Raw genomic sequence first — 23,198 nt, forward strand, 5'->3', positions numbered from 1 at the left:
AGGAACGGGGCCACCACATGGCGGACGAATCCGAACCGGAGTCGAAGCCGATCACGGTATCCGAGCTGATCGCACGCTCTGAGAACGACGAAGCGTTTCCGCGCTCGGAGTCGATGTCGGTCCGACGCGCGGGCCGCGACGACGAGCAGGCGAATACGACCACCTCCTCGGGGATGCCTGCGTACCGGACCGCGAAGCAGGCCGACGCGGACGCGACTCGGCCGCCGCGCGTCGTGGGCGCCAGCGGCATGCCGAGCTACTCTCCGACGACCGATCCCGAGCCCGAGCCCGAGGCGAACGCGGTCACCGGAATCATCCCGGTGGTCTCCGACGATCCGGACGCCGACACCGGAACTCTGCGCGCGGTCCGCGACGACGACTTCATCGACGACGATCTGCCCCCGATGGAGTACCGCTCGGTCGCAGCGGACACGACGTCGACGATGCAGGTGCGGACCGACGACGGGCCGTCACCGTTCGAACAGACCGCATCGATCCCCGTTGTCTCCGGCACGAACACGTCGCAAGCCGGGGTTTCCGAGACGGCTGCTCTCACCGACTCCGACGGCGGGCCCGAGCCCGACACCCGAACTGACCCGGACTCCGACGCAGACCTCGATCTCGATGCGGACATCGAATCCGACGACGACGAACCGGAACCGACCGGCTGGGCCGCGCGCCGGGCCGCGAGGGCCGAACGGAAGGCGGAGCGCAAGACGGCCGGGCGCAAGACGGCCGGGCGCAAAGCGGAGGATGCGAAAGCCGCTGTTGCGACTTCAGACGCCGCCGATACCGATACGAGCGCTGCGACCGCTGACGAGGAGACCCGTGCGGCGGACGAAGCAGAGCCGTCGCCGGTGCTCGGCTGGCTGGCGTTCGCAGGCGAGCTGGTCCTCGGTCTCGCGGTGGGCGCCGGTCTGTTCTGGGGCTTCACCGAACTGTGGAAGAGCTACGTGTATTTGGCGCTGGTCCTTGCGGTCGTGGTGATCTTCGCGGTTGTCACCTTCGCCCACGTGTTGCGCAAGCGTGATCTGCCGACCACCCTGCTGGCGCTCGGCGTCGGGATGGTCGTGACCATCGGGCCGCTCGTCCTCCTCGCGGCGCAACCGTAGAGCGCGCACCTTGACCCGATTGCGGTTCCCGATCCCGGTCGGCCTGTCGACGGCCTCCGTCTACCCGCAGAGCACCGAGGCGGCGTTCGGATACGCCGCCGACCTCGGATTCGACGGCATCGAACTGATGGTGTGGGGTGACCCGGTCAGCCAGGACATCGCCACCGTCGCCCGGCTGTCCCAGGAGTACCAGGTGCCAGTGCTGTCTGTGCACGCACCGTGCCTGCTGATCTCGCAGCGGGTCTGGGGGCGTGACCCGAAGGCCAAACTCGTGCGCTCGGTACAGGCCGCCGAAGACCTCGGCGCGTCGACGGTGGTCGTGCACCCGCCGTTCCGGTGGCAGCGCGACTACGTCGTCGCATTCGACGACCTGGTCGCGCGGCTTGAGCAGTCGTCCGACGTGTCGGTCGCGGTGGAGAATATGTTCCCGATGCGGGCCGATCGACTGTTCGGTGGCGGTGACACCGCATCGCGGCGGATGGCGCGCCGCGGCGGCGGACCAGGCGCCAGCGCATCGGCGTTCGGCAAGCCGATCGACCCGACGGCCACCGGCTACGACAACTACACGCTCGACCTGTCGCATGTCGCGACGGCGGGGCACGACGCGCTTGCGATGGCCTCCCGCATGGGGACCGGCCTCAAGCATCTGCACCTGACCGACGGAACCGGAGCCGCCCACGACGAGCACTTGATCCCCGGCGACGGCAGCCAACCGTGCGTTGAGGTGTGCAACTCGCTCGCAGCCAGTGACTTCGACGGCGCCGTAGTGCTCGAAGTCCACACCACGTCGGCGAGAAGTAAGAACGAACGCGCCGCGATGCTCGCGCGTTCGCTGGAGTTCGCGCGCACCCATCTGCGGCGCGACCACTCGGAGGAATGAGATGACACGACTCGGTGGACTGCTCGCCGTGAGGCGAATCGAGCAGGCCGGGACCGGGTACGACCTCGTCTACCGGGCGACGATCGACCCGACGTTCACGATCGGCCCCAAGGTGCACGGTGGCAGTACCCAGATGCTGGCCGCGAAAGCGGCCCGCACGGCACTGGCCGACCTCGCCGCTCCCGATGACGTGCCCGCGCTCGCCGACGTCACCGCGATCGCCGTCTCCTCGGACTATCTGGCCGCGCCCGATCCCGCCGAGGTCGACGTCGCCGTGTCGATCGTCAAACGCGGCCGCACAGTGAACCTCGCGCGCGTCGACGTGATCCAGGGCGGACGCGTCATGGTGTCGTCGACGGTGACACTCGGTCGAGTGGACTCCGGTGCCCCGACGTACCGGCTGCCTGGCATGATCGATCCGCTGCCCGTCGAACCGGACGACGCCGGCCTGGGCATCGACGAGACGCCGATCGGTCAGATCATGCACCTCGGCCCGGCCCTGGACCTGGTGCTCGACGGCGCGACGTTCGCCGCCGCGCGCGGCGCGCAGAGTGAGCCGGTGATACGCGGATGGGTTCGGCCCAAGGACGTTGCCGACCAGCCCGACGGCATGGATCTCGACTTCCCTGTGCTCGTGTGCGACATCTCACCGCCCGTCCTGATGAATCTCGGCATGTTCGGCTGGGCGCCGACCGTGCAGCTGACGACGTACGTGCGACGCAGGCCGGCGCCCGGCTGGCTGCGATTCGAGGCCACGACGCAGGAAGTCGGCAAGGGCATGTTCAACGAGGACCATCTGGTGCTCGACTCCACCGGAGCGGTCGTCGCGCACTCGCGACAGCTAGCCCTCATCCCCCAATCAACGAAAGGCAAGTGATCACATGACCGAGCGGGTAGCAATCGTCGGTGGAGGCAAGATCGGCGAGGCGCTCCTGGCCGGATTGATCAACGCGGGCAAACCGGTGCGCGATCTGGTCGTCGTCGAACGCTCTGCGGAGCGGTCCGCCGAACTGGTCGACGATTACGGGGTCCGCGTCACCGACGACGTCACCGATGCAGTCGACGGCGCGCGAGTCGTGTTCGTCGCGGTCAAGCCCGACGTCGTCGACACCGTTCTCCAATCGCTGGGGAAGGCCGACGACAACGGCGACGAGGAGCGGATCACCGTCAGCCTGGCCGCAGGAGTCCCGACGAGTCGTTATGAGGCGTCGCTGCCGGCTGGATCCCCGGTCGTCCGTGTCATGCCGAACACCCCGATGCTCGTCAACGAGGCGATGTCCGCGGTCAGCCCGGGGCGGTACGCCAACGACGATCAGGTCGCGCTCGCGGTGCGACTCCTCGAAACGGTCGGCAAAGTGATGGTGGTGCCGGAGAAGTCGCTCGACGCGGTCACCGCGATCTCGGGATCGGGCCCCGCCTACTTCTTTTTGATGGTCGAGGCGATGATCGACGCGGGTGTCGCGCTCGGTCTGACGCGTGCGCAGGCGGCCGAACTGGCCGTCCAGACGGTCAAGGGGTCGGGGGTGTTGCTCGCCGAGTCGGGACTCACCTCGGTCGACCTGCGGGCGGCCGTCACCTCGCCGGGTGGGACGACCGCCGCGGCGTTGCGCGAGTTCGAGCGGTACGGCCTCCGACACGCGGTCAACGAGGCGACGGCGGCTTGCGCCGAAGCCAGCGCACGCATGGCACGTCGACCCGAGATTGAGGGTTCGCGGCCCGCGTCGCCGTTCACGCCGGAATCCGGTGTCGGCGGATAGTAACGCCACTGCCAGCGGTGATGCTCGCTGACCGCGGCTCGTGTCGGCGGAATCGACTCTTTTTGAGCCACTCACGTCGCACTAATCACATCTGCCACGCTAAGCTGCTCGCAGCACGTACGTGTCTGATGTCCGCCGGAGGGGAAGCCGGTGGCCGCGATGCGTGCACCGGAGGTTATAAATTCATGGCTGCAGAAAAGCCGGGAGAACGGAACGACTTCGCCGACCGTGGAGTTGCGAACGCATCGTCTGCGTCGCAGTTCCTCACTGTCGCAGAGGTCGCGTCCCTGATGCGGGTCTCGAAGATGACCGTGTACCGACTCGTCCACAATGGTGAGCTGCCCGCGGTTCGCGTCGGACGTTCGTTCCGCGTGCACGCGAAGGCTGTTCACGAGTATCTGGAGACCTCGTACTTCGACGCAGGCTAGGTCGAGTACGGGTAGAGCATGAGAACCACCGCCTGCCGCCGTGTGCGGCAGGCGGTTCATGCGCGTCCGGGCGACGCGGCGTGACGGCGGCTGTACCGCCCGATTTCGTGTCGTGTTCACCGGAGCGGTAGGATCGAACACCAGGTCGCTGTCGCCCCGGTATCCGCGAGGATTGCTTGAGTCGGCGACGGCCCCGACAAGCATTGCCGGTTCACGCCGGCGGCAAGTTCATCCGCATCGATCGTGAGGGAGAGCCCCATGGGTTCCGTTATCAAGAAGCGCCGCAAGCGCATGTCGAAGAAGAAGCACCGCAAGCTTCTCCGCCGCACACGAGTGCAGCGTCGTAAACTCGGTAAGTGATCGAAGACCCGCCCCTCACCGGGCGGGTTCTTTGTTTCCCGTCTCTTCGGCTGGTTGAGCCCCCTCCCGCTGGTCGCGTGGAGCCGAGACCCTTAACCTGGTCCCATGGTGCGAGACTCTGACGCCGACGAGCCGATCACGCCGCGGTCGGTCCTGGTGACCGGCGCGTCGTCGTTCCTCGGCGGCTACCTGGTGGCGAGGCTCGCCGCCAATCCAGCGATCGAACGCGTCGTCGCCGTCGACTCCCGGATCCCGAGCAAGGATCTGATGCGTCGGATGGGGCGCGCCGAGTTCCTCCGCCTGGACATCCGCCGCCCGGCGATCGCGAAGGCCATCGCGACGTACGACGTCGACACCGTCGTGCACGCGGCGCCGTCGATCATGGACGGCGCTGAGCACTCCGCGGCCATCAAGGAACTCAACGTGGTCGGGTCGATGCAGGTGTGTGCCGCCTGCCAGCGCAGTCCGTCGGTGAAACGACTCATTCTGCGGTCCACCGGCATGGTCTACGGGGCGAGTGGGAGCGACCCCGCGATGTTCGCCGAAGGCGCCCCTGCCCGCAAGGAGCCCAAGAGCGGCTACGGTCGGGACCTCATCGACGTGGAAGGTTACGTCCGCGGCCTGGCTCGGCGACGGCAGGACATCGATGTGACGATCCTGCGCTACCAGTCGATGCTCGGGCCCCGAATCAAGACGCGGATTGGGTCGTATCTGTCGATGCCAGTGGTGCCCGCCGCTTTCGGATTCTCGCCGCGCCTGCAGTTCCTGCACGAGGAAGACGCGTTGGCGGCAGTCGAGCACGCGACGCTCAACCGTCGACCCGGAACCTTCAACATCGCGGGTGACGGTGTCGTCAGTCTGGCGCAGGCGGTGAGTCGGGCGGGCCACGTCCGACTGCCGGTCGCGGCGAGCATGATCCAACCCATCATCGGGGTGCTGCGCGACGGCGCGCTGCCCGCGATGCGCGCAGGCCACACGGGGTATCTGATCTACGGTCGGGTCCTGGACAACACCCGCATGCGCACCGAGTTCGCATTCGAACCGAAGTACACGACGTCGCAGACACTCGACGACTTCGTCACGAGGGGCAAGACGTCCCCGCTGATCTCCGCGGACACCTGGCGCGACCTGGAGGCTCGGGCATTGGTGGCCGCGACCGCGCTGCAGTGACCCCGCCCAGTGCACGTACGATGGAAGCCATACGAGAGGGGGATGACTGTGGCAGCGGCAGGTGAGCCCAGCGACGAACGAACCGCCAAGGTGATCGCCCTCTACACCGACCCAAGAGTCGGTGGGGCCCGAGTCGGTGGGTCCGGCCCGCTCGGGCACCCGAACACCGACGGATTTGGTCGTCCGAGCGCACCGGTCACCCCGATCCACCACGGAATCGACGTGCAGGACGAGCCGGAGCCCTCCTCCGTCGGATCCGTTGCGAATTCTCCCCTGTTCAGTCTCGGCGGAATCCGGAGTGCTGTCGCTGACTCGCTGATCGCGACCTCCGGCTTCATCCGCGAACGCATGACCGGCGAGTACACCGTCGACGACTTCGGCTTCGACCCGCACTTCGCGGAATCGGTGTGGTTCCCCGCTCTGCGGCCGATCTACGAGAACTGGTTCCGCGTCGAAGTGACCGGCGTGGAGAACCTGCCGGCGACCGGCGGCGCCCTGCTCGTCGCCAACCACGCGGGATCGATTCCGGTGGACGCCGTGATCACGTCCCTCGCGGTGCGCGACAACCATCCGAACGAGCGGTACCTGCGGATCCTGGCCGCCGACATGGCGTTCGCGACTCCCGTCGTCAGCGACCTCGCCCGCAAGGTCGGTGCGACGCTCGCATGCAACAGCGATGCCGAGGCGTTGCTGCGTCGAGGCGAACTGACCGCCGTGTGGCCCGAAGGCTACAAAGGCATCGGCAAACTGTACAAGGATCGCTACAAGCTGCAGCGGTTCGGACGCGGCGGTTTCGTGACGACCGCGATTCGCACGCAGGCCCCGATCGTGCCGGTGTCGATCGTCGGTTCCGAAGAGATCTATCCGATGATCGCCGACCTCAAACCGCTGGCGAGAACTCTCGGCCTCCCGTACTTTCCCGTGACGCCGCTGTTTCCGTGGCTCGGCCCGCTCGGCGCGATCCCGCTGCCGTCCAAGTGGCACATCCACTTCGGCAAGCCCATCGTCACCGAAGGTTACGACGAGCAGGCCGCGGACGATCCGATGGTCGTCTTCGACGTGACCGACCACGTCCGCGAAGAGATCCAGCAGACGTTGTTCCGCATGCTGAGCCGCCGCGGAAGCGTCTACCTGGGCTGAGTCAGCTGAGCTGGGCTCCTGAGCTGGGTCGTCTACTTGAGCTGGGTGGTCTACGGGGTGTGGGTGGTCTGTTAGTCGCGCTTGCGCAGCACCCGGGTGGCTGCGGCCGCCGCGCCGCCCGCCGCGCCGAGGACCATCGCCGACCGGACTCCGTACTTGGCCGCCTTGCGGGCGGTGCGGAAGTCGTACTGCTCCCAGCCTCGGACGCGCGCGACGTCGCGCAGATCCGCGTCCGGGTTGATCGCGACGGCGTTTCCGACCAACGACAGCATCGGGACGTCGTTGTGCGAGTCCGAATACGCCGTGCAGCGTTTCAGATCGAGGCCTTCACGAACCGCGATCGACCGGACGGCGTGCGCCTTGCCAGCCCCGTGCAGGATGTCGCCGACGAGACGTCCGGTGAACCGACCGTCGACGCTCTCCGCGACGGTGCCCAACGCACCGGTCAACCCGAGACGTTTGGCGATAGTCTGCGCCAGTTCCACCGGGGTGGCGGTCACCAGCCAGACCTGCTGTCCGGCGTCGAGGTGGCGCTGCGCGAGCGCGGCCGTCGCGGGCCAGATCTTGTCGGCGATGAACTCGTCGTAGATGTCCTCGCCGAGGTGCACCAGTTCGGACGTCTCGCGGCCTGCGATGAACGAGAGCGCCTTGTCGCGCCCTTGCGCGACGTCGTCCATGTTCTCCCTGCCGGTGATCCGGAACTTGACCTGCTGCCAGGCCACGTTGGCGATGTCGCCGTACGAGAAGTACTTGCGTTGCGCCAGCCCGCGCGCGAACAACACGATCGACGCTCCGTGCACCAGCGTGTTGTCCACGTCGAAGAACGCGGCAGCGGTCAGATCTCGGACCTGGCCCTGCCCGTCGACGGGTATCCGGCTGCCGAGCGATTCGATGGCGGCGCGCGCCGACGCCTCACCGGCCAGCGTCTGACGCAGTTCCTCGGCGGTCTGCCGGAACTTTCCCGCCCGCCGGTTGAGCCAGGCCGTCATCCGATGGAACTCGTCCTCGTTGGTCGGCCCGGCCCATTCGTCGGGGCCGACCAGTCGCGCCCCGTCCCGGTCGTGCTGGACGTCGTCGCCGTCCGGATCCACCGTGGGATCCACGTCGAACTGCTCGGCTTCGAGTTCGGCCGCCTCGTAGAGTTCGGCCTCGTCACCGTGCAGAAGCATATCGTCGCCGTCAGAGGTGATCTCGTGATCTGGGTCGATCGAATCGCGGCTCATCGGCCACCTCCCATTCGTTGCGAGCGAACTCAATCATGCATTGCAATCAGCCTATCGCGGCGTACGCCGAACGGCTCCCTCCAGCGGCGACAGTGAGTCCGCTGGCACAATCGTCGACTATGAAAGCCACCGTGGAACTCATGACGCGCGCGGGATGCCATGCGTGCGCCGCCGCCGAACATCAGTTGCGCACCGTCCTCGCCGACTACGGCATCGAACCGTCGGTCGTCGACGTCGACGCAGCCGCAGAGGCGGGCGACCCGTCCCTTCGCGCCGAGTACGGCGACCGCGTCCCCGTGATCGTGCTCGACGGCGACGAGCACAGCTACTGGGAAGTCGACGAGCCTCGCCTGCGCGCCGATCTCGACGGCCGCCGCTGAGCGCCGGGGCGCCCGGTGTAGGCCGTCTCACCGACGGGTTGGGGTGCATTCCCGGCATCGGGTGATCTAGCCTGGATACACATGTGCCCATCACGGTGGCGCCGCAGGGGCGCTGTCGGCTCGGTGGGCGGGAAACGGGCGATGCAGTGAGTGTCTTGTTGTTCGGAGTGTCCCATCGGAGCGCCCCGGTGTCGGTCCTCGAACGACTCACCGTCTCCGAGACCGACCGGCCCAAGCTCGTCGAAGCGCTCGTCCAGTCTCCCGCGGTGTCCGAGGCGATGCTCGTCTCCACCTGTAACCGGGTCGAGGTGTACGCGGTCGTCGAAGCATTCCACCCTGCGTTGGAAGCGGTCGGCGACGTGTTCGGCGACCACACCGGCATGACCGTCACCGAACTCACCGGCCACGCGTACGTCCGCTACTCCGAAGCCGCCGTCGAGCACCTGTTCACCGTCGCCGCGGGCCTCGACTCGATGGTCGTCGGCGAACAGCAGATCCTCGGACAGATCCGCTCCGCGTACACCGAAGCGGACCAGAACAAGTCGGCCGGTCGCACCCTGCACGAACTGGCGCAGCAGGCGTTGCGCGTCGGCAAGCGCGTGCACCACGAGACCGGTATCGACCGGGCTGGGGCGTCGGTCGTTTCCGTCGCGCTGCACCGGGCTACGACTCTGCGGAACGTGTCCGAGGACCACGGCCCGATGCGGCGCGCCGTCGTCTTCGGCGCGGGCGCCATGGGATCCTTGTCGACCAGCCAGCTCGCAGGCGACGGCGTCGAACAGATCGCCGTCGTCAACCGGACGTCGGAACGGGCCGTCGAAGTGGCCGCCACCGTCGCTGAACGGTACGGCGTCGCCGCGACGGGCACCGACGTCGACGATCTCGCTGATGTGATGGCCGACGCCGACGTCGTCGTGACGTGTACCGGATCGGTCAGCGCGGTGGTCGACGTGGCGACCGTCCACTCGGCGCTCAAGCAGCGAACCAACCCGGCGCCGCTCATGATCTGCGACCTCGGCATCCCGCGCGACGTCGACCCCGCTGTGGTCCAACTGCCCGGTGTGTACGTCGTCGACATCGAAGGCCTCCGCGGTGACCGGGAGACCAAGGCCGCACAGGACGACGCGGTGGCCGCCCGCTCGATCGTCGCGGGAGAACTCGCCGACTACCTGGCCGCGCAGCGTCAGGCCGCGGTGACACCGACCGTGGCGGCCCTGCGCCAGCAGGCCGCAGACGTCGTCGAAGGCGAGATCCTCCGGCTCCAGTCCCGTCTGCCGGACCTCGATGAGATGCAACGCGACGAAGTGGCCAAGACGGTGCGCCGCGTCGCCGACAAACTCCTGCACGCGCCGACCGTGCGCGTCAAACAGCTCGCGTCGACCGGCCGCGGTGACCACTACGCCGAGGCTCTCCGTGAGCTCTTCGAACTCAAGCCCGGCGCAACGGAATCGGTTTCGGCATCCGAAGCGGGTATACCGGTGACCGGCGAGCGCGACTCGCACTGAACAACTCCAGCGCTACTTGCGCTGACATCACAACCGACACGACAGGACGGCTACCGTGCCCACTGCTGCTTCCAGCGACCGCCCCATCCGTATCGGCACCCGAGGGTCGAAGCTCGCGACCACACAGGCGCAGCAGATCGCCGACCGGCTGATCGCCAACGGGCATCCCGCAGAACTCGTGATCATCACCACTGCGGGCGACACGTCGACGGCTCCGGTCGCACAGATCGGCGTCGGCGTCTTCACCACCGCGATCCGATTGGCACTGCGTGACGGCGAGTGCGACGTCGCGATCCACTCATACAAGGATCTGCCGACCGCGCCCGAACCCGACCTGGCGATGGCAGCCGTGCCCGAGCGCGTCGACCCCAGAGATGCCCTGGTCAGCAGGGGTGGCATGGTCCTCGGAGAGCTTCCGTCAGGCTCGACGATCGGCACCTCGTCGCCGCGACGGGCCGCACAGCTTAGAGCACAGGGTCTCGGTTTGGAAATTCGCCCCCTACGAGGCAACCTTGATTCTCGGTTGGGCAGAGTCGCGAACGGGGAACTGGACGCGGTAGTGGTCGCCCGAGCCGGACTGGTGCGCATCGGTCGAGCCGATGAGGTATCCGAAGCGCTTGACCCCGTGGTCATGCTTCCCGCTCCGGCACAGGGGGCCCTGGCCGTCGAGTGTCTCTCTGACGATGCCGAACTGGTGAGAATACTCGCCGAGTTGGACGATCCGTCCACCCGCGCAGCGGTCGACGCCGAGCGTGCGGTGCTCGCGGCCCTCGAGGCCGGATGCACGGCCCCCGTCGGTGCGATCGCCGAGGTGGTCGAGTCGATCGACTCCGACGGACGCATCTTCGCCGAACTCTCGCTTCGCGCGGGGGTGGCGGCCGAGGACGGATCTGACGTGATCCGCGCTTCGGCGGTGGGTCCGGTGGAGCGGGCCGCACAACTCGGCAAGGATCTCGCCGCCGAACTGCTGGAGCTCGGCGCAGCCGAATACGTGCCCAAAGCGTAGGGCACCGTTCGCGCGGCGACGCACTCCGGCAAGAGGACAAGTCGGTGCTCACGGCAACGAGCGGAGCACCGAACGGACTGCAGCCCCCTGGGCGGGGGCAGGAGAGTGCGAACGCATGAGCCGTACGAAGAATGCTAAACCCGGCCGGATCCTGTTCGTCGGGTCGGGTCCGGGAAACCCCGATCTGCTCACTGTGCGAGCGCAGAACATTCTGGTCAACGCCACATCGGCCTTCGTCGACCCGGACGTCCCGTCCGGTGTCGTGGCGTTGATCGGTTCGGCCCACGCCAAGGCCGAACCCGTTCCGACGCGCGCAGGCCGCAAGGCCGCCGAGGCAGCAGCCGAAGCCGACGAGCAGGAGACCCCCGAGGTCATCCGTCCCGCACTCGGCGAACCCGCACAGGTCGCGAAGACGCTCGTGGCCGAAGCCAAGACGGGCGTCAACGTGGTGCGGGTCGTCGCAGGCGACCCGATGAGCGCCGACGCAGTGCTCGCCGAGATGAGCGCCGTCGCGCGCACCTCGGTGTCGTTCGAGGTGCTCCCGGGGATCCCCGCGGACGCAGTCGTCCCGAGCTTCGCCGGCATGCCCATCGGATCGGGTCACACAGTGGCCGACGTCCGCGGGGACGTCGACTGGGCGGCACTGGCTGCCGCGCCCGGCCCCCTCGTGTTGAACGCGACCGCCGGACACCTCGCGGAACTGTCGAGCGCGCTCACCGAGCACGGGCTGGCGCCGCAGACCCCCGTCGCGATCACCGTGAACGGGACGACGTGTGCGCAGCGCACCATTGAGGCGACGCTCGCCACGGTCAACGACCTCGGCAGTGCGCTGACCGGGCCGCTGATCCTGACGATCGGCAAGGTAGTCACCTCGCGGAACAAGTTCTCGTGGTGGGAGTCGCGCGCACTGTACGGCTGGACCATTCTGGTGCCACGCACCAAGGACCAGGCCGCTGACATGAGCGAACGGCTCGAATCGCACGGTGCGATCCCGCGCGAAGTCCCGACCATCGCCGTCGAACCGCCGCGCAGCCCCGCGCAGATGGAGCGCGCGGTGAAGGGGCTCGTCGACGGCCGGTACCAGTGGGTCGTGTTCACCTCGACGAACGCGGTCCGCGCCGTCTGGGAGAAGTTCGAGGAGTTCGGGCTCGACGCCCGCGCGTTCTCCGGCGTCAAGATCGCCTGCGTCGGCGAAGCCACCGCGGCCAAGGTCCGCTCGTTCGGCGTCAACCCCGAACTGCTGCCGACCGGCGAACAGAGCTCACTCGGACTGCTCGACGAGTTCCCGCCGTACGACGAGGTCTTCGACCCGGTGGATCGCATCCTGCTGCCGCGCGCCGACATCGCGACCGAGACGCTCTCCGAAGGCCTTCGTGAGCGCGGCTGGGAGATCGACGACGTGACCGCCTACCGCACGGTGCGCGCCGCGCCGCCGCCCATCGAGACCCGCGAGATGATCAAGACCGGTGGCTTCGACGCGGTCTGCTTCACCTCCAGCTCGACGGTCCGCAACCTCGTCGGCATCGCGGGCAAGCCGCACGCCCGCACCATCGTCGCCTGCATCGGACCGAAGACCGCGGAGACGGCGGTCGAGTTCGGCCTGCGCGTCGACGTGCAGCCGGAGAACGCATCTGTCCCGGAGCTGGTGGACGTGCTCGCCGCCCACGCGGCGCAGCTGCGGGCCGAGGGCGCCCTGCCCCCGCCGCGCAAGAAGTCCCGTCGTTCGCGTTCGTGACAGGGAGGTCGGCATGAGTGCACCGTTCACCCGACTGCGTCGTCTCCGGACGACGCCCGCGATGCGTCGGCTCGTCGCCGAGACCCGACTGCACCCGGCCCAGCTGGTGCTGCCGATGTTCGTCGCCGACGGCATCGACAGTCCGCGCCCGATCACGTCCATGCCGGGCGTCGTGCAGCACACGGCCGAGTCCCTCGTCGTCGCGGCCCGCGAAGCGGTCGCGGCGGGAGTCGGTGGGCTGATGCTGTTCGGCGTCCCGAAGGACGCGGGCAAGGACGCGGTCGGATCCGGGGCGGACGATCCGGACGGCGTGCTCAATCGGGCACTGCGCCTGCTTCGCGACGATCTCGGCGATTCGACCGTCCTCATGGCCGACACCTGCCTCGACGAGTTCACCGATCACGGGCACTGCGGTGTCCTCGACGGTCAGGGACGGGTCGACAACGATGCCACGCTGCCGCGCTACGAGTCGATGGCGCTCGCGCAGGCGCGCGCAGGCGCACACGTCGTGTCGCCGAGCGGGATGATGGACGGTCAGGTCGGTGCGATCCGCGCAGCCCTCGACGACGCCGGATTCACCGATGTGTCGATCCTCGCCTATACCGCCAAGTACGCGTCGGCGTTCTACGGCCCGTTCCGGGAAGCCGTCGGGTCGTCGCTGCAAGGGGATCGGCGAACCTACCAGCAGGACACGGCCAACCGACTCGAGTCCGCACGCGAACTGTTGGCCGACCTCGACGAGGGCGCCGACATGGTGATGGTCAAACCGGCGATGAGCTATCTGGACATCGTCCGAGACGTCGCCGACCGTACGGACGCGCCCGTGGTCGCCTACCAGATCAGCGGCGAGTACTCGATGATCGCGGGAGCCGGAGCCAACGGATGGATCGACGCGGACGCCGCGTTCGACGAGGCGGTCCTGTCGATCGCCCGCGCCGGAGCGTCGATCATCCTGACATATGCGGCGGTCGACGTGGCACGACGCCTGTCTGAGCGTCTTCTTGGGTAGACCCACTACCCTGGAATCATGACCGCCCCCGCCCCTATGCCTGGCGCACCCGGATCCGGCACGTCGGACGTGCCGACCCGACCGGACAGCGTGAAGCTGGCCGTCGAGATGTGGTGCGCGGTGATCGTCGTCCAACTGATCGTCGCCATTGCGCAGTATCCGGTCGTTCTGGACCAGTCGCGCAAGATCCTCGACGAGATGGCCGAGCGGGAAGGGCAGGAAGTGCCCGTGTCCGCCACTGCGATGACCGCGGTGTCGATGGTGCTGGTCTGCGTGGTTCTCACCGCGATCGCCTTGCTGTTCATGTGGTTCTTCTGGAACGGACGCAACTGGGCCCGTCAGGGGCTCGGAGTGCTCAGCGCGTTCCTCGCGGTCCAGCTGGTGTTCAGCGTGCTCTACATGTTCACCGACAACAGTTCCGACGACGGAGTGTCCGCACCCGCGTGGGCGACGGTCTTCGGGATCATCGGAGGCGTCGCCGCCATCGGGGCCCTCGTCGCGTTGATGAACCGGGACACCACCGCCTACTGCCGCGACATGGCACAGTGGCGGGACCGTAATCGACAGAACGGCGGGTTGCGACGATGATCGAGTTCAAGTCCCGACTGCGGGCGCCGAAGCCCGACCCCAACGACCGGCCGTCGCTCGTCGTGTGGGCGCTGCGGATGTGGATGATCTCCGGTGCGCTGCTCGTCGCACTGGGCGTCCTGACCATCATCGAGGAGTCGGCGAGCGTCGGGCTCGAGTTCGGGCCGCTGGCGATCGGCGTCCTCATCGTGCTGGTGGGCATCGCCTACTTTCTACTCGGCTCCAAGACGTACCGAGGAGAGCTGCAGTGGCGGTCGTCGCTGTCGGCGCTGACGTGCGTGATCGTCGCGCTGCTCCTGCCGTTGACGATCGGCTTCCAGAGTCCCGGGCTGGCCATCGTCCTCGCCGTCGCCGTGGTCGGCCTCGCCGGATCCGTGCTTGCCTACCGGCCCGCATCGGACGCCTGGTTCAACTGCAAACTCAACGGCCCAGTGTCGCCCGAGGAGGTCCCCGCCCCGACGGCAGGCGAACGCAAGTCGTCTGATGACGCGGACGGTGGCGAGTGAGCGAACGCGACGAGTTCGACCCTGCGGACGGGGCCGACACCGACGGGACCGACACCGAGGGGGCCGAGACCGACGAGACCGACCCTCCGGAGACCGAGGAGTCCGAAGTCGCCGCTCCTGCCGAGCGCGCTCCGGAGGTCGTCGAACGAGGGGAGGAGCTCTTCTACGAGGAGGGCGGCAGCAAGTGGGTCATCGTGATCGGCCCCGTGATGCTGGCACTGACATTGGCGTTGGAGATCGCGGGCGGCGGCCGCATCCACTGGGAGGTGCTCACGATCTTCGGCGTGATCCTCATCGGTTTCTCAATCATGCAGGTGATCGCGGCACGCCGACACGTCTCGGTGCGCCTCACCGACTGCACGCTGCGCCAGGGCACTCGCGTCACCGACCTCGACGACATCGCGAAGGTGTACCCGGAGAACACCGGACCCGAGGCGCAGGACTGGGAGAGCGCACCCGCACTCGGTGAGCTGCACGCGGTGCCGCGCCGCCGCAAAGGCGTCGGTGTGAAGCTGACGAACGGCCGACTCGCGCAGGCCTGGGCCCGCGACGTCGACCGGTTCCGCGTGGAACTCACCGAAGCGCACCTCGCGGTCAAGATGGGGCTGCCACCCAAAGGAATGCCGCCCGAGGGTGCCTCGTCGGCAGGCGATGCCTGACCGCAAACCGGTCGCGCTGGCCGCGGCCGCTCTCGTCACCGTCGTTATCGTGGCACTCGCCGCAGTCGTCGTCTGGCAGCGCGACGACGCAGCGCCCGGCGCGGGGGCCTCGGACGCTACGGAACTCCATCAGGTCCATCTCGGTGACAGTTTCGCCTCCGGCGCGGGAACGCTGCCGCTGGTGCCCGATTCGCAGTTCACCTGTCAGCGGTCGTCGGTGAACTTTGGCCAACTCGTCGCCGCGCGCCGCGGGTACCGGCTGACGGACGTCTCGTGTGCCGGCGCGTGGACGAAGAGTCTGTACGAGGGCCAGTACGAGGGCGTCGGGCCACAACTCGACGCGGTGACCCCCGACACCGACGTCGTGACGCTCATGCTCGGTGGGAACGACGCCACCCTGTACTCGACACTCATCGGAGACTGTTCCCGTGTCGCTGCCTCGGACACGGCCGGAGCGCCGTGCCGGGCCGAACTCGACGGTGCTCCCGCCCGGGCGGTCGACGACGAGATCGAGCCCGCGGTGCAGCAGGCGCTGCACGACATCGCGGCCCGTGCGCCGTCGGCCCGCGTCGTCGTCGCAGGCTATCCGCAACTGCTGCCGGCGGAGCGGTCGTGCCGCCCGGCGGTGCGGATCGCCGACGGCGACATCGCGTACGTCCACCGTGTCCAGGCCCGCCTGAACGCGGCGATCGCCAAGGCGGCGGCCGCCACCGGCGCGACTTTCGTCGACATGTCTGCGCGTTCGGCCGGACACGACGCGTGCCAGCAGGTGAATGTGCGCTGGATCGAACCGATGAGCGGGACGACGGCACGGATCACGATGCATCCCAACGATGCGGGCCAGCAGGCGCTCGCCGACGCGGTGGACGAGGCCTTGGAACACCACTGAAACCTGAGACGAACCTTTGGCGATTGGGTCGAGAGCGCAGGTTTTGGGACACTGGAACCCATGGCCGTTTCAGCTAACCCGTCCGGTCCGAACACCACGCGGAGCGACGAACTGTTCGCTCGTGCCGCGCACGCCGTTCCCGGCGGGGTCAACTCGCCGGTCCGCGCGTTCTCGGCGGTCGGCGGCACCCCCCGGTTCATCGCCGAGGCCGCCGGGTGCACGCTTACCGACGTCGACGGAAATCAGTACGTTGACCTGGTGTGTTCGTGGGGGCCGATGATCCTCGGGCACGCTCACCCGGCGATCGTCGAAGCCGTGCAGAAAGCCGCGGCGGGCGGATTGTCGTTCGGCGCTCCGACTGTCGGCGAAATCGAACTCGCCGAAGAGATCATCGACCGTGTCGACCCCGTTGCCCGCGTGCGACTGGTCAACTCGGGCACCGAGGCGACGATGTCCGCGGTGCGTCTTGCACGCGGATTCACCGGCCGCAGCAAGATCGTGAAGTTCTCCGGGTGTTATCACGGTCACGTCGACGCGCTCCTCGCCGACGCCGGGTCGGGCGTCGCGACGCTCGGCCTCCCGACCTCGCCCGGCGTGACCGGAGCCGCCGCCCACGACACTCTGGTGGTGCCGTACAACGATCTGACGGCCGTCGAAGCGGTGTTCGCCGAACACGGCGCCGACATCGCCGCCGTGATCACCGAGGCCGCCGCGGGCAACATGGGTGCCGTCGCTCCGCTGCCCGGCTTCAACGAAGGCCTGCGCGAGATCACCGCGCGGTCCGGCGCGTTGCTCATCATGGACGAGGTGATGACCGGATTCCGGGTGAGCCCCGCGGGCTACTACGGCATCGACGGTGTCGCAGGCGACCTCTACACGTTCGGCAAGGTGATGAGCGGCGGCCTGCCCGCAGCAGCGTTCGGCGGTCGCGCCGACATCATGGAGCATCTCGCGCCGACCGGCCCCGTCTACCAGGCGGGCACGCTGTCGGGGAACCCGGTCGCCGTCGCATCCGGTCTCGCGACCCTGCGCAACGCCACCGCCGACGTCTACGAGCGGCTCGACGCCAACGCGGACCGGCTCGCGACGCTTGTCAGCGACGCGCTCACCGACGCGTCCGTCGCTCACCGCGTGCAGAAGGCAGGCAACCTGGTGAGCTTCGCGTTCACCGACGCCGCCGAGCCGCTCACCGACTACGCGAGCGTCAAAGCCTCCGCCACCTGGCGGTTCGCGCCGTTCTTCCATGCGCTCCTCGAACGCGGCGTCTACGCTCCGCCGAGCGCGTTCGAAGCCTGGTTCGTGTCCGCAGCGCTCGACGACGACGCGTTCTCGAGAATCGCCGACGCACTGCCGGCAGCCGCAGCAGCCGCGGCGGCCGCGCCCGCACCCGGAGAGGGAGACCGATGAAGACGATCGTTCACATGCTGCGCCACGGGGAGGTCCACAACCCCGAAGGCATCCTGTACGGGCGACTCCCCGGTTTCCGGCTCGCCGACAACGGACGCGAGCAGGCGCAGCGCGTCGCCGACGCGCTCGCCGACCACGACATCACGCACGTGTTCGCATCGCCGCTCCAACGCGCACAGGAGACGGCCGACCCGATCGCCGCCGCGCACGAACTGTCGATCGGAACCATCGGCAACCTGATAGAGGCGGGCAACCAGTTCGAGGGCCTCCGCGTGGCCGTCGGCGACGGTGCGCTCCGCCAGCCTCGGCACTGGCCCAAACTACGCAACCCGTTCACCCCGTCGTGGGGCGAGCCGTACATCAACATCGCGCACCGCATGCTCGCATCGGCGAACGAGGCGCGCGACGCCGCCCGCGGCCACGAGGCGGTGTGCGTCAGCCACCAGCTGCCCGTGTACACGCTGCGCCGATTCCTCGAAGGCCGTCGCCTGTGGCACGACCCGCGGATACGGCAGTGTTCGCTCGCATCGCTGACCAGCCTCGTCTACGACGACGACGAACTCGTCGACATCGTCTACACCGAGCCCGCAGGCGCCTCCGACCCGCGCCTCACCGGAGCATGACCACGATGCGACGTTCACACCGCGTGCTGGCCGCTGCTCTTGCAGCGGTCACCTCGCTCGGGGTCCTCACCGCGTGCAGCACCGGGGACGACGCCGTCGCACAGAACCAGACCAACCAGTTCGTCTCGCCCGACGGCAAACTCGTCCTCTCGTATCCGCCGAGCGACCGCAAAGCCGCAGGCGACGTGAGCGCGCCGGACCTGTTGACCGACGAGACCATCGACCTCGACGAGTTCGCCGACCAAGTCGTCGTCGTCAACGTGTGGGCGTCCTGGTGCGCGCCGTGCCGTAAGGAGTTCACCGAACTCGAAGCCACCTACCAGAAGACCAAGGACAAGGGTGTCACGTTCCTCGGCATCGACTTCCGTGACAGCAAGTCGAACGCCAAGGACTTCTTCAGCGACAACAAAGTGAGCTACCGGTCCATGTACGACTACGGCGGCGCGTCGCTCGCCGCCCTCGGGGTGCCCGTCGGCGCGGTCCCGACCACCGTCGTCCTGGACCGCCAGCACCGTCCGGCGAAGGTGTTCCTCAAGGCGATCACCGAAGAAGAACTGACCCAGGCCGTGCTCGACGTCGCGAACGAGCAGTCTGGGTCTAACGAGCAATCTGGTTCGAAGTCGCACCGATGACCCAGGTGAACCTGGCGGACGTCGGTGACTCGTTCGCGTCGACAGTCGTTTCGGGGCCGCTGCTGCTCGCGCTCGGCGCATGCGTGATCACCGGGTTCGTGTCGTTCGCGTCGCCGTGCGTGGTCCCCCTCGTGCCCGGCTACCTCTCGTATCTGGCCGGGCTCGTCGGCGCCGAGGCGCCTGCCGTCTCGGCCGACGAGAACCGCAAGAGCGGACGGTGGCGGGTGGTCGGGGCCGCAGGCTTGTTCGTCCTCGGTTTCACTGCCGTGTATGTCCTCGCCACGGCCGCGATCTTCGGTGTCACCTCCGTGTTCCTGGACACCGATCGGCTCGAACTGATGCAGCGGATCGGTGGCGTCCTCACCATCGTGATGGGGTTGGTGTTCCTCGGCATGATCCCGTTCCTGCAGCGCGATCGCCGGATGGCGCCCCGGCGCTACTCCAATGTGATCGGCGCGCCCGTGCTCGGCGCGGTGTTCGCCGTCGGGTGGATCCCGTGTAGCAGCGCGACGCTCGGCGCAGTCCTGAGCGTCTCGATGGCGACCGAGGGGGCGTCGGCGTGGCGCGGCGCACTCTTGGTGACGGCGTACTGTCTCGGGCTGGGCATCCCGTTCCTGATCCTCGCCGCCTCGTCGGCCTGGGCGGTGCGGAGCCTCGGATTCATCCGACGACACGCGCGCGCCATCCAGATCTTCGGCGGCGTCGCGCTCATCGCGGTCGGCGTACTACTGGTCACCGGTACGTGGAACGAGGTCGTCGACTGGTTCCGATTCAACATGATGAACGATGTGGAGTTGCCGATATGAGCTCGTCCCAGAGCCCCGTTCAGCGCTTCGTCGTCGTCCCGCTGCGCAAGACGTGGCGTGGGCTCACCTCGATGCGTACAGCGCTGGCGTTGCTCTTTCTGCTCGCCCTCGCTGCGATCCCCGGGGCACTGCTGCCGCAGCGCGACCTCAACGAGCAGAAGACGCTCGAATACATCGCTGACAAGGGCACGCTCGGCGAGTGGATGGATCGCGTCCAACTGTTCGACGTGTTCTCGTCGAGCTGGTTCACCGCGATCTACCTGCTGCTGTTCATCTCGCTCGTCGGCTGCCTCACGCCACGGATCTGGGAGCACTACAAGGCGTTGCGGACGCCGCCGGTCGCCGCGCCCCGCAACCTGGGCCGGCTGCCGCGTCACATCACCGAGACCGTCGACGGCGAACCGGCCGCAGTCGCCGAGACGGTCACCGGAAACCTGCGGGGATGGCGCAAGACCGTCCGCGTCGTCGAATCGTCCGAACGATACCCGGACGGCGCCGTCGAAGTGTCCGCCGAGAAGGGGTACCTCCGCGAACTCGGCAACCTCGTGTTCCACTTCGCGCTGCTCGCGCTCCTCGTCGCGATCGCGACGGGCAAGATGTTCGGTTACGAGGGCTCCCGCACCCTCGTCGCCGACGGCGAACAAGTCTTATGCAACACCTCGACGGCGGTCTACGACACGTTCCGGTCCGGCGCACTCGTCGACGGCACGGGCCTCGCACCGTTCTGCTTCCGCGTCGACGACTTCTCCGCGACGTTCCTGCCTAACGGGCAGCCCGACATGTACGACGCCAAGGTTGCCTACACGACCGATGTGACGTCGGCGCCGGACACCTGGCCGACCACCTCGGTCCAGGTGAACAAGCCGCTCCGGATCGCAGGCGACCGTGTCTACGTGCTGGGCAACGGTTTCGCGCCGACGTTCACCGTCACCTTCCCGAACGGGGAGAAGCGCACCCAGACCGCACCGTTCCTGCCGCAGTCGACGCAGACGATGCTGTCCGAGGGAGCGATCCGATTCGAGACGCCCGCAGGCATGTACCCGAACCCCGACGACCGTCGGAAGAACCAGATCGCGATTCAAGGTCTGTTCGCGCCTGACCCGGTGTTCGGGCACGGTGGACTGCTCGACTCGCAGTCGCCGGTCGTCAACAAACCGACGACCGCCATCCGCGTCTACGAAGGCGATACGGGCATCGACTCCGGCACTCCGCAGAACGTCTACTCGCTCGACCAGAAGCTCGTTGACCAAGGCCGCCTCGTCCAGAAGGCGTCGGTCAACCTCGAGGTCGGGAAGGACGTCGTCCTCGAGGACGGGACCCGCGTCTCGTTCGACGGCTACCAGCGCTGGGTGTCGGTGCAGGTCTCACACGACCCGGCGCAGACCTGGGTGCTGGTATCCGCCGTCGCCATGGTGTTAGGCCTGGTGGTCTCGCTGATGATCAGGCGACGTCGCATCTGGGTGCGACTCGTGCCGGCCAAGGGCGACTCAGCTAGTGACAACAGCGAAGTCCGACGTACTGTAGTAGAGGTTGCCGGACTGGCCCGAACCGATCAGGCGGGCTGGGGCGAAGGCTTCGAAGACCAGGCGCACGGTCTGCTGACCGTCGCCGACAAGCGCGCGAAGCTGTGATGCGCGAGATCGAGAAGAAGGATCACTGATGGAAGAGACGTCGTACGTCAACGAGACGCTCGGCCAGTACTCCGACTGGTTCTACGCGACCGCGGTCACCGTGTACGCGATCGCGATGATCCTGTTCCTCGCGTCGCTGGCGTCGGCTCGGTTCGCCAAGATCGAGAAGGCACAGGCACGTGAACTCGTCGGCGCCGGGGCGAGCGTCTCCGCGGACGACCGTGTGCCCGGCCGCGTCGCAGGCCCCGCGCCACGTCGCGGCGCTGGTGAACGTCTCGGCTCCATGGCGTACCCGGTCGTCTGGGTCGGCCTCGCCGCGCACCTCACGTCGATCGTGTTGCGCGGTGTCGCGACCGACCGCGCGCCGTGGGGCAACATGTACGAGTTCATCTCGCTCACGTGCATCGCGTGCGTCGCGGCGGGCGTCGTCGTGCTGCGTCGCCGAGAGCATCGGCCACTGCTCAGCTTCGTGCTGATCCCGGTCATCCTGCTCATGTTCATCGCCGGAAAGTTCTTGTACACGGTGCCCGCGCCCGTCGTTCCCGCGCTGAAGTCGTACTGGCTCGCGATCCACGTCTCGATCATTTCGATCTCGTCCGGCGTGCTGCTCGTATCGGGCGTCGCCAGCATCCTGTTCCTGGTGAAGCAGCGGTGGAACGTGAAAGCGGACGAGACCGCGAGCGGCTTCTCCGGGGGGCTCGGGCGTCTGCTCGGCCACCTTCCGTCGCTGGAGTCGCTCGACCGGCTCGCTTACAAGTGCGTGGTCATCGGCTTCCCGCTGTTCGGCCTCGGCGTCATCTGCGGGGCGATCTGGGCAGAGTCGGCGTGGGGCCGCTTCTGGGGCTGGGATCCGAAGGAGACCGTCTCATTCATCGCGTGGGTCATCTACGCTGCCTACCTGCATGCGCGCGCGACCGCCGGCTGGCGCAACGCCGCCGCATGGATCAATGTCGCGGGGTTCGTGGCCTTGCTGTTCAACCTCTTCGCGATCAACCTCGTCGTGTCGGGTCTGCACTCCTACGCAGGACTGTGACGTCGCAGCTCGGTCGTTGAGGGGTGCGGACGTCAGAGGCTGTTGAGGAAGTCCGGATCGTCGTCCGGGCCCTTGGGGGCCGCCCCGCGGCGCCGGTCGGGGACCGGGTGTTCGGTCGGCGGCTGCCGCAACCCGATCAGGCGCCACCCGATGAATGCGATCGCGCAGATCAGAACTGCTGCTAATAGAAATCCCATGGCAACGGCCACCTCCTGAGAGTCCACGTTACGTGAACTTTCAGGAGGTGGCCGTCATGTCGTTCGAGGGCGTCCTCGTGGGGAGGAGCGGCCCGTCAGGAACGGTTGAGGAGCGCTACGACGTCGGCCTCACGGAAACGACGGTGGCCGCCTGGCGTGCGGATCGACTTGAGGACGCCCGACGACGCCCACCGTGCGACGGTCTTCGGATTGACGTTGAACATCGCCGCGACCTGTCCCGGGGTGAGGTTGTGCTGTGTCGCCAGCGCGGGCGTGATCATGCCGCTGGTCGTCTGCTCGTCGTTCTCGGCGATTGCGGTCATTGGTTGAGACCTCCTGTGGGTGGTTGTAGTTCCATTGACGCCGACCGGCCGGTTTCTGCCGATCGCCCGGACAGTTCCATCTGTACACGCACTTGCGGTGGTTGCTCGAACAGTCAGGTGTAAGTAAAGAGACCGTAATGTCCGTTAGGTGGGGGACGAAAGACCCTAGCGATCGTCGGCGACGGCGCGTCTCGGGGTG

26 protein-coding genes are annotated in these 23,198 nt (G+C 67.7%); 23 read left to right on the forward strand and 3 right to left on the reverse strand.

Going from position 1 to position 23,198, the window contains the following annotated elements:
• Window positions 1–17: 17 nt before the first annotated feature.
• The 8 genes from L5G33_RS14355 (at window position 18) to L5G33_RS14390 (ending at window position 6,847) form a co-directional block, all read left to right on the forward strand.
• Window positions 18–1,112 (forward strand): Rv0497 family membrane protein, encoded by a 1,095-nt coding sequence (locus L5G33_RS14355; protein WP_236998878.1) that lies wholly within the window; start codon window positions 18–20, stop codon window positions 1,110–1,112.
• A 10-nt stretch (window positions 1,113–1,122) separates the two neighbouring features.
• Window positions 1,123–1,992, forward strand: a complete 870-nt coding sequence (locus L5G33_RS14360; protein ID WP_236998879.1) for a sugar phosphate isomerase/epimerase family protein — start codon at window positions 1,123–1,125, stop codon at window positions 1,990–1,992.
• A gap of 1 nt (window position 1,993) precedes the next feature.
• Window positions 1,994–2,869, forward strand: a complete 876-nt coding sequence (locus tag L5G33_RS14365) for a thioesterase family protein (RefSeq protein WP_236998880.1) — start codon at window positions 1,994–1,996, stop codon at window positions 2,867–2,869.
• A 4-nt stretch (window positions 2,870–2,873) separates the two neighbouring features.
• Window positions 2,874–3,749, forward strand: a complete 876-nt coding sequence (gene proC / locus L5G33_RS14370; RefSeq protein WP_236998881.1) for a pyrroline-5-carboxylate reductase — start codon at window positions 2,874–2,876, stop codon at window positions 3,747–3,749.
• A gap of 185 nt (window positions 3,750–3,934) precedes the next feature.
• Window positions 3,935–4,177 (forward strand): helix-turn-helix domain-containing protein, encoded by a 243-nt coding sequence (locus tag L5G33_RS14375; protein ID WP_008377474.1) that lies wholly within the window; start codon window positions 3,935–3,937, stop codon window positions 4,175–4,177.
• 258 nt (window positions 4,178–4,435) lie between these two features.
• Window positions 4,436–4,537 (forward strand): 30S ribosomal protein bS22, encoded by a 102-nt coding sequence (locus L5G33_RS14380; protein ID WP_003402602.1) that lies wholly within the window; start codon window positions 4,436–4,438, stop codon window positions 4,535–4,537.
• Between the two features lie 105 nt (window positions 4,538–4,642).
• On the forward strand, window positions 4,643–5,707 hold the full coding sequence (locus L5G33_RS14385) for an NAD-dependent epimerase/dehydratase family protein (protein ID WP_236998882.1): 1,065 nt from the start codon (window positions 4,643–4,645) through the stop codon (window positions 5,705–5,707).
• Window positions 5,708–5,749: 42 nt separating this feature from the next.
• A complete protein-coding gene (locus L5G33_RS14390) occupies window positions 5,750–6,847 on the forward strand; it encodes a lysophospholipid acyltransferase family protein (protein ID WP_236998883.1) in 1,098 nt (365 codons plus the stop codon).
• Window positions 6,848–6,918: 71 nt separating this feature from the next.
• On the opposite strand, the gene L5G33_RS14395 is transcribed toward L5G33_RS14390, so the two are convergent.
• Window positions 6,919–8,070 (reverse strand): HAD family hydrolase, encoded by a 1,152-nt coding sequence (locus L5G33_RS14395; RefSeq protein ID WP_236998884.1) that lies wholly within the window; start codon window positions 8,068–8,070, stop codon window positions 6,919–6,921.
• A gap of 119 nt (window positions 8,071–8,189) precedes the next feature.
• On the opposite strand from L5G33_RS14395, the gene L5G33_RS14400 reads away from it, so the two are divergent.
• From L5G33_RS14400 to ccsB, 15 genes are all read left to right on the forward strand, one after another.
• Entirely contained in the window at window positions 8,190–8,450 is a 261-nt protein-coding gene (locus tag L5G33_RS14400; RefSeq protein WP_236998885.1) for a glutaredoxin family protein, read from the forward strand.
• A 146-nt stretch (window positions 8,451–8,596) separates the two neighbouring features.
• Complete coding sequence (locus tag L5G33_RS14405) at window positions 8,597–9,955, forward strand: glutamyl-tRNA reductase (RefSeq protein ID WP_236998886.1); 1,359 nt, start codon at window positions 8,597–8,599, stop codon at window positions 9,953–9,955.
• A 55-nt stretch (window positions 9,956–10,010) separates the two neighbouring features.
• On the forward strand, window positions 10,011–10,961 hold the full coding sequence (hemC, locus tag L5G33_RS14410; protein WP_236998887.1) for a hydroxymethylbilane synthase: 951 nt from the start codon (window positions 10,011–10,013) through the stop codon (window positions 10,959–10,961).
• Window positions 10,962–11,076: 115 nt separating this feature from the next.
• Window positions 11,077–12,696, forward strand: a complete 1,620-nt coding sequence (locus L5G33_RS14415; RefSeq protein ID WP_236998888.1) for a bifunctional uroporphyrinogen-III C-methyltransferase/uroporphyrinogen-III synthase — start codon at window positions 11,077–11,079, stop codon at window positions 12,694–12,696.
• A gap of 13 nt (window positions 12,697–12,709) precedes the next feature.
• Window positions 12,710–13,705: a porphobilinogen synthase gene (gene hemB, locus L5G33_RS14420; RefSeq protein WP_236998889.1), complete on the forward strand. Its 996-nt coding sequence runs from the start codon at window positions 12,710–12,712 to the stop codon at window positions 13,703–13,705.
• 18 nt (window positions 13,706–13,723) lie between these two features.
• Complete coding sequence (locus L5G33_RS14425) at window positions 13,724–14,293, forward strand: hypothetical protein (protein ID WP_236998890.1); 570 nt, start codon at window positions 13,724–13,726, stop codon at window positions 14,291–14,293.
• Window positions 14,290–14,799, forward strand: a complete 510-nt coding sequence (locus L5G33_RS14430; protein ID WP_236998891.1) for a hypothetical protein — start codon at window positions 14,290–14,292, stop codon at window positions 14,797–14,799. The genes L5G33_RS14425 and L5G33_RS14430 overlap by 4 nt, the downstream gene beginning before the upstream one ends.
• Entirely contained in the window at window positions 14,796–15,458 is a 663-nt protein-coding gene (mce1N, locus tag L5G33_RS14435) for a transport-regulating membrane protein Mce1N (RefSeq protein ID WP_236998892.1), read from the forward strand. The genes L5G33_RS14430 and mce1N overlap by 4 nt, the downstream gene beginning before the upstream one ends.
• A complete protein-coding gene (locus L5G33_RS14440) occupies window positions 15,451–16,347 on the forward strand; it encodes an SGNH/GDSL hydrolase family protein (RefSeq protein ID WP_236998893.1) in 897 nt (298 codons plus the stop codon). The genes mce1N and L5G33_RS14440 overlap by 8 nt, the downstream gene beginning before the upstream one ends.
• 60 nt (window positions 16,348–16,407) lie before the next feature.
• Complete coding sequence (hemL, locus tag L5G33_RS14445) at window positions 16,408–17,754, forward strand: glutamate-1-semialdehyde 2,1-aminomutase (RefSeq protein ID WP_236998894.1); 1,347 nt, start codon at window positions 16,408–16,410, stop codon at window positions 17,752–17,754.
• Complete coding sequence (locus L5G33_RS14450; protein ID WP_236998895.1) at window positions 17,751–18,377, forward strand: histidine phosphatase family protein; 627 nt, start codon at window positions 17,751–17,753, stop codon at window positions 18,375–18,377. The genes hemL and L5G33_RS14450 overlap by 4 nt, the downstream gene beginning before the upstream one ends.
• A 5-nt stretch (window positions 18,378–18,382) precedes the next feature.
• Complete coding sequence (locus L5G33_RS14455) at window positions 18,383–19,009, forward strand: TlpA family protein disulfide reductase (protein WP_236998896.1); 627 nt, start codon at window positions 18,383–18,385, stop codon at window positions 19,007–19,009.
• Window positions 19,006–19,815 (forward strand): cytochrome c biogenesis CcdA family protein, encoded by an 810-nt coding sequence (locus L5G33_RS14460; RefSeq protein ID WP_236998897.1) that lies wholly within the window; start codon window positions 19,006–19,008, stop codon window positions 19,813–19,815. The genes L5G33_RS14455 and L5G33_RS14460 overlap by 4 nt, the downstream gene beginning before the upstream one ends.
• Window positions 19,812–21,446: a cytochrome c biogenesis protein ResB gene (resB, locus tag L5G33_RS14465; protein ID WP_236998898.1), complete on the forward strand. Its 1,635-nt coding sequence runs from the start codon at window positions 19,812–19,814 to the stop codon at window positions 21,444–21,446. The genes L5G33_RS14460 and resB overlap by 4 nt, the downstream gene beginning before the upstream one ends.
• A gap of 28 nt (window positions 21,447–21,474) precedes the next feature.
• Entirely contained in the window at window positions 21,475–22,479 is a 1,005-nt protein-coding gene (gene ccsB / locus L5G33_RS14470; RefSeq protein ID WP_236998899.1) for a c-type cytochrome biogenesis protein CcsB, read from the forward strand.
• A 32-nt stretch (window positions 22,480–22,511) separates the two neighbouring features.
• Here ccsB and L5G33_RS14475 read toward each other — a convergent pair whose 3' ends face one another.
• Together L5G33_RS14475 and L5G33_RS14480 are read right to left on the reverse strand one after the other, a co-directional pair.
• Window positions 22,512–22,676: a hypothetical protein gene (locus L5G33_RS14475; protein WP_236998900.1), complete on the reverse strand. Its 165-nt coding sequence runs from the start codon at window positions 22,674–22,676 to the stop codon at window positions 22,512–22,514.
• Between the two features lie 95 nt (window positions 22,677–22,771).
• The gene (locus L5G33_RS14480) at window positions 22,772–22,999 is read right to left on the reverse strand and encodes a BldC family transcriptional regulator (RefSeq protein WP_308191581.1); all 228 of its coding nucleotides are present in this window, start codon (window positions 22,997–22,999) and stop codon (window positions 22,772–22,774) included.
• Between the last annotated feature and the right edge of the window lie 199 nt (window positions 23,000–23,198).

Origin of the sequence: Gordonia liuliyuniae (assembly GCF_021738805.1) — a bacterium.
Lineage (GTDB): Bacteria > Actinomycetota > Actinomycetes > Mycobacteriales > Mycobacteriaceae > Gordonia > Gordonia liuliyuniae.

Bases quoted from the DNA above. Each gene is read 5' to 3' on its own strand.
- L5G33_RS14460 (WP_236998897.1), top strand. From the start codon at position 19,006: ATGACCCAGGTGAACCTGGCGGACGTCGGTGACTCGTTCGCGTCGACA.
- hemL (WP_236998894.1), top strand. From the start codon at position 16,408: ATGGCCGTTTCAGCTAACCCGTCCGGTCCGAACACCACGCGGAGCGAC.
- L5G33_RS14455 (WP_236998896.1), top strand. From the start codon at position 18,383: ATGCGACGTTCACACCGCGTGCTGGCCGCTGCTCTTGCAGCGGTCACC.
- hemB (WP_236998889.1), top strand. From the start codon at position 12,710: ATGAGTGCACCGTTCACCCGACTGCGTCGTCTCCGGACGACGCCCGCG.
- L5G33_RS14450 (WP_236998895.1), top strand. From the start codon at position 17,751: ATGAAGACGATCGTTCACATGCTGCGCCACGGGGAGGTCCACAACCCC.
- L5G33_RS14440 (WP_236998893.1), top strand. From the start codon at position 15,451: ATGCCTGACCGCAAACCGGTCGCGCTGGCCGCGGCCGCTCTCGTCACC.
- L5G33_RS14380 (WP_003402602.1), top strand. From the start codon at position 4,436: ATGGGTTCCGTTATCAAGAAGCGCCGCAAGCGCATGTCGAAGAAGAAG.
- L5G33_RS14480 (WP_308191581.1), bottom strand. From the start codon at position 22,999: ATGACCGCAATCGCCGAGAACGACGAGCAGACGACCAGCGGCATGATC.
- L5G33_RS14365 (WP_236998880.1), top strand. From the start codon at position 1,994: ATGACACGACTCGGTGGACTGCTCGCCGTGAGGCGAATCGAGCAGGCC.
- L5G33_RS14375 (WP_008377474.1), top strand. From the start codon at position 3,935: ATGGCTGCAGAAAAGCCGGGAGAACGGAACGACTTCGCCGACCGTGGA.
- L5G33_RS14400 (WP_236998885.1), top strand. From the start codon at position 8,190: ATGAAAGCCACCGTGGAACTCATGACGCGCGCGGGATGCCATGCGTGC.
- L5G33_RS14390 (WP_236998883.1), top strand. From the start codon at position 5,750: ATGACTGTGGCAGCGGCAGGTGAGCCCAGCGACGAACGAACCGCCAAG.
- ccsB (WP_236998899.1), top strand. From the start codon at position 21,475: ATGGAAGAGACGTCGTACGTCAACGAGACGCTCGGCCAGTACTCCGAC.
- L5G33_RS14355 (WP_236998878.1), top strand. From the start codon at position 18: ATGGCGGACGAATCCGAACCGGAGTCGAAGCCGATCACGGTATCCGAG.
- L5G33_RS14415 (WP_236998888.1), top strand. From the start codon at position 11,077: ATGAGCCGTACGAAGAATGCTAAACCCGGCCGGATCCTGTTCGTCGGG.
- proC (WP_236998881.1), top strand. From the start codon at position 2,874: ATGACCGAGCGGGTAGCAATCGTCGGTGGAGGCAAGATCGGCGAGGCG.
- L5G33_RS14425 (WP_236998890.1), top strand. From the start codon at position 13,724: ATGACCGCCCCCGCCCCTATGCCTGGCGCACCCGGATCCGGCACGTCG.
- L5G33_RS14395 (WP_236998884.1), bottom strand. From the start codon at position 8,070: ATGAGCCGCGATTCGATCGACCCAGATCACGAGATCACCTCTGACGGC.
- L5G33_RS14475 (WP_236998900.1), bottom strand. From the start codon at position 22,676: ATGGGATTTCTATTAGCAGCAGTTCTGATCTGCGCGATCGCATTCATC.
- L5G33_RS14430 (WP_236998891.1), top strand. From the start codon at position 14,290: ATGATCGAGTTCAAGTCCCGACTGCGGGCGCCGAAGCCCGACCCCAAC.
- resB (WP_236998898.1), top strand. From the start codon at position 19,812: ATGAGCTCGTCCCAGAGCCCCGTTCAGCGCTTCGTCGTCGTCCCGCTG.
- L5G33_RS14385 (WP_236998882.1), top strand. From the start codon at position 4,643: ATGGTGCGAGACTCTGACGCCGACGAGCCGATCACGCCGCGGTCGGTC.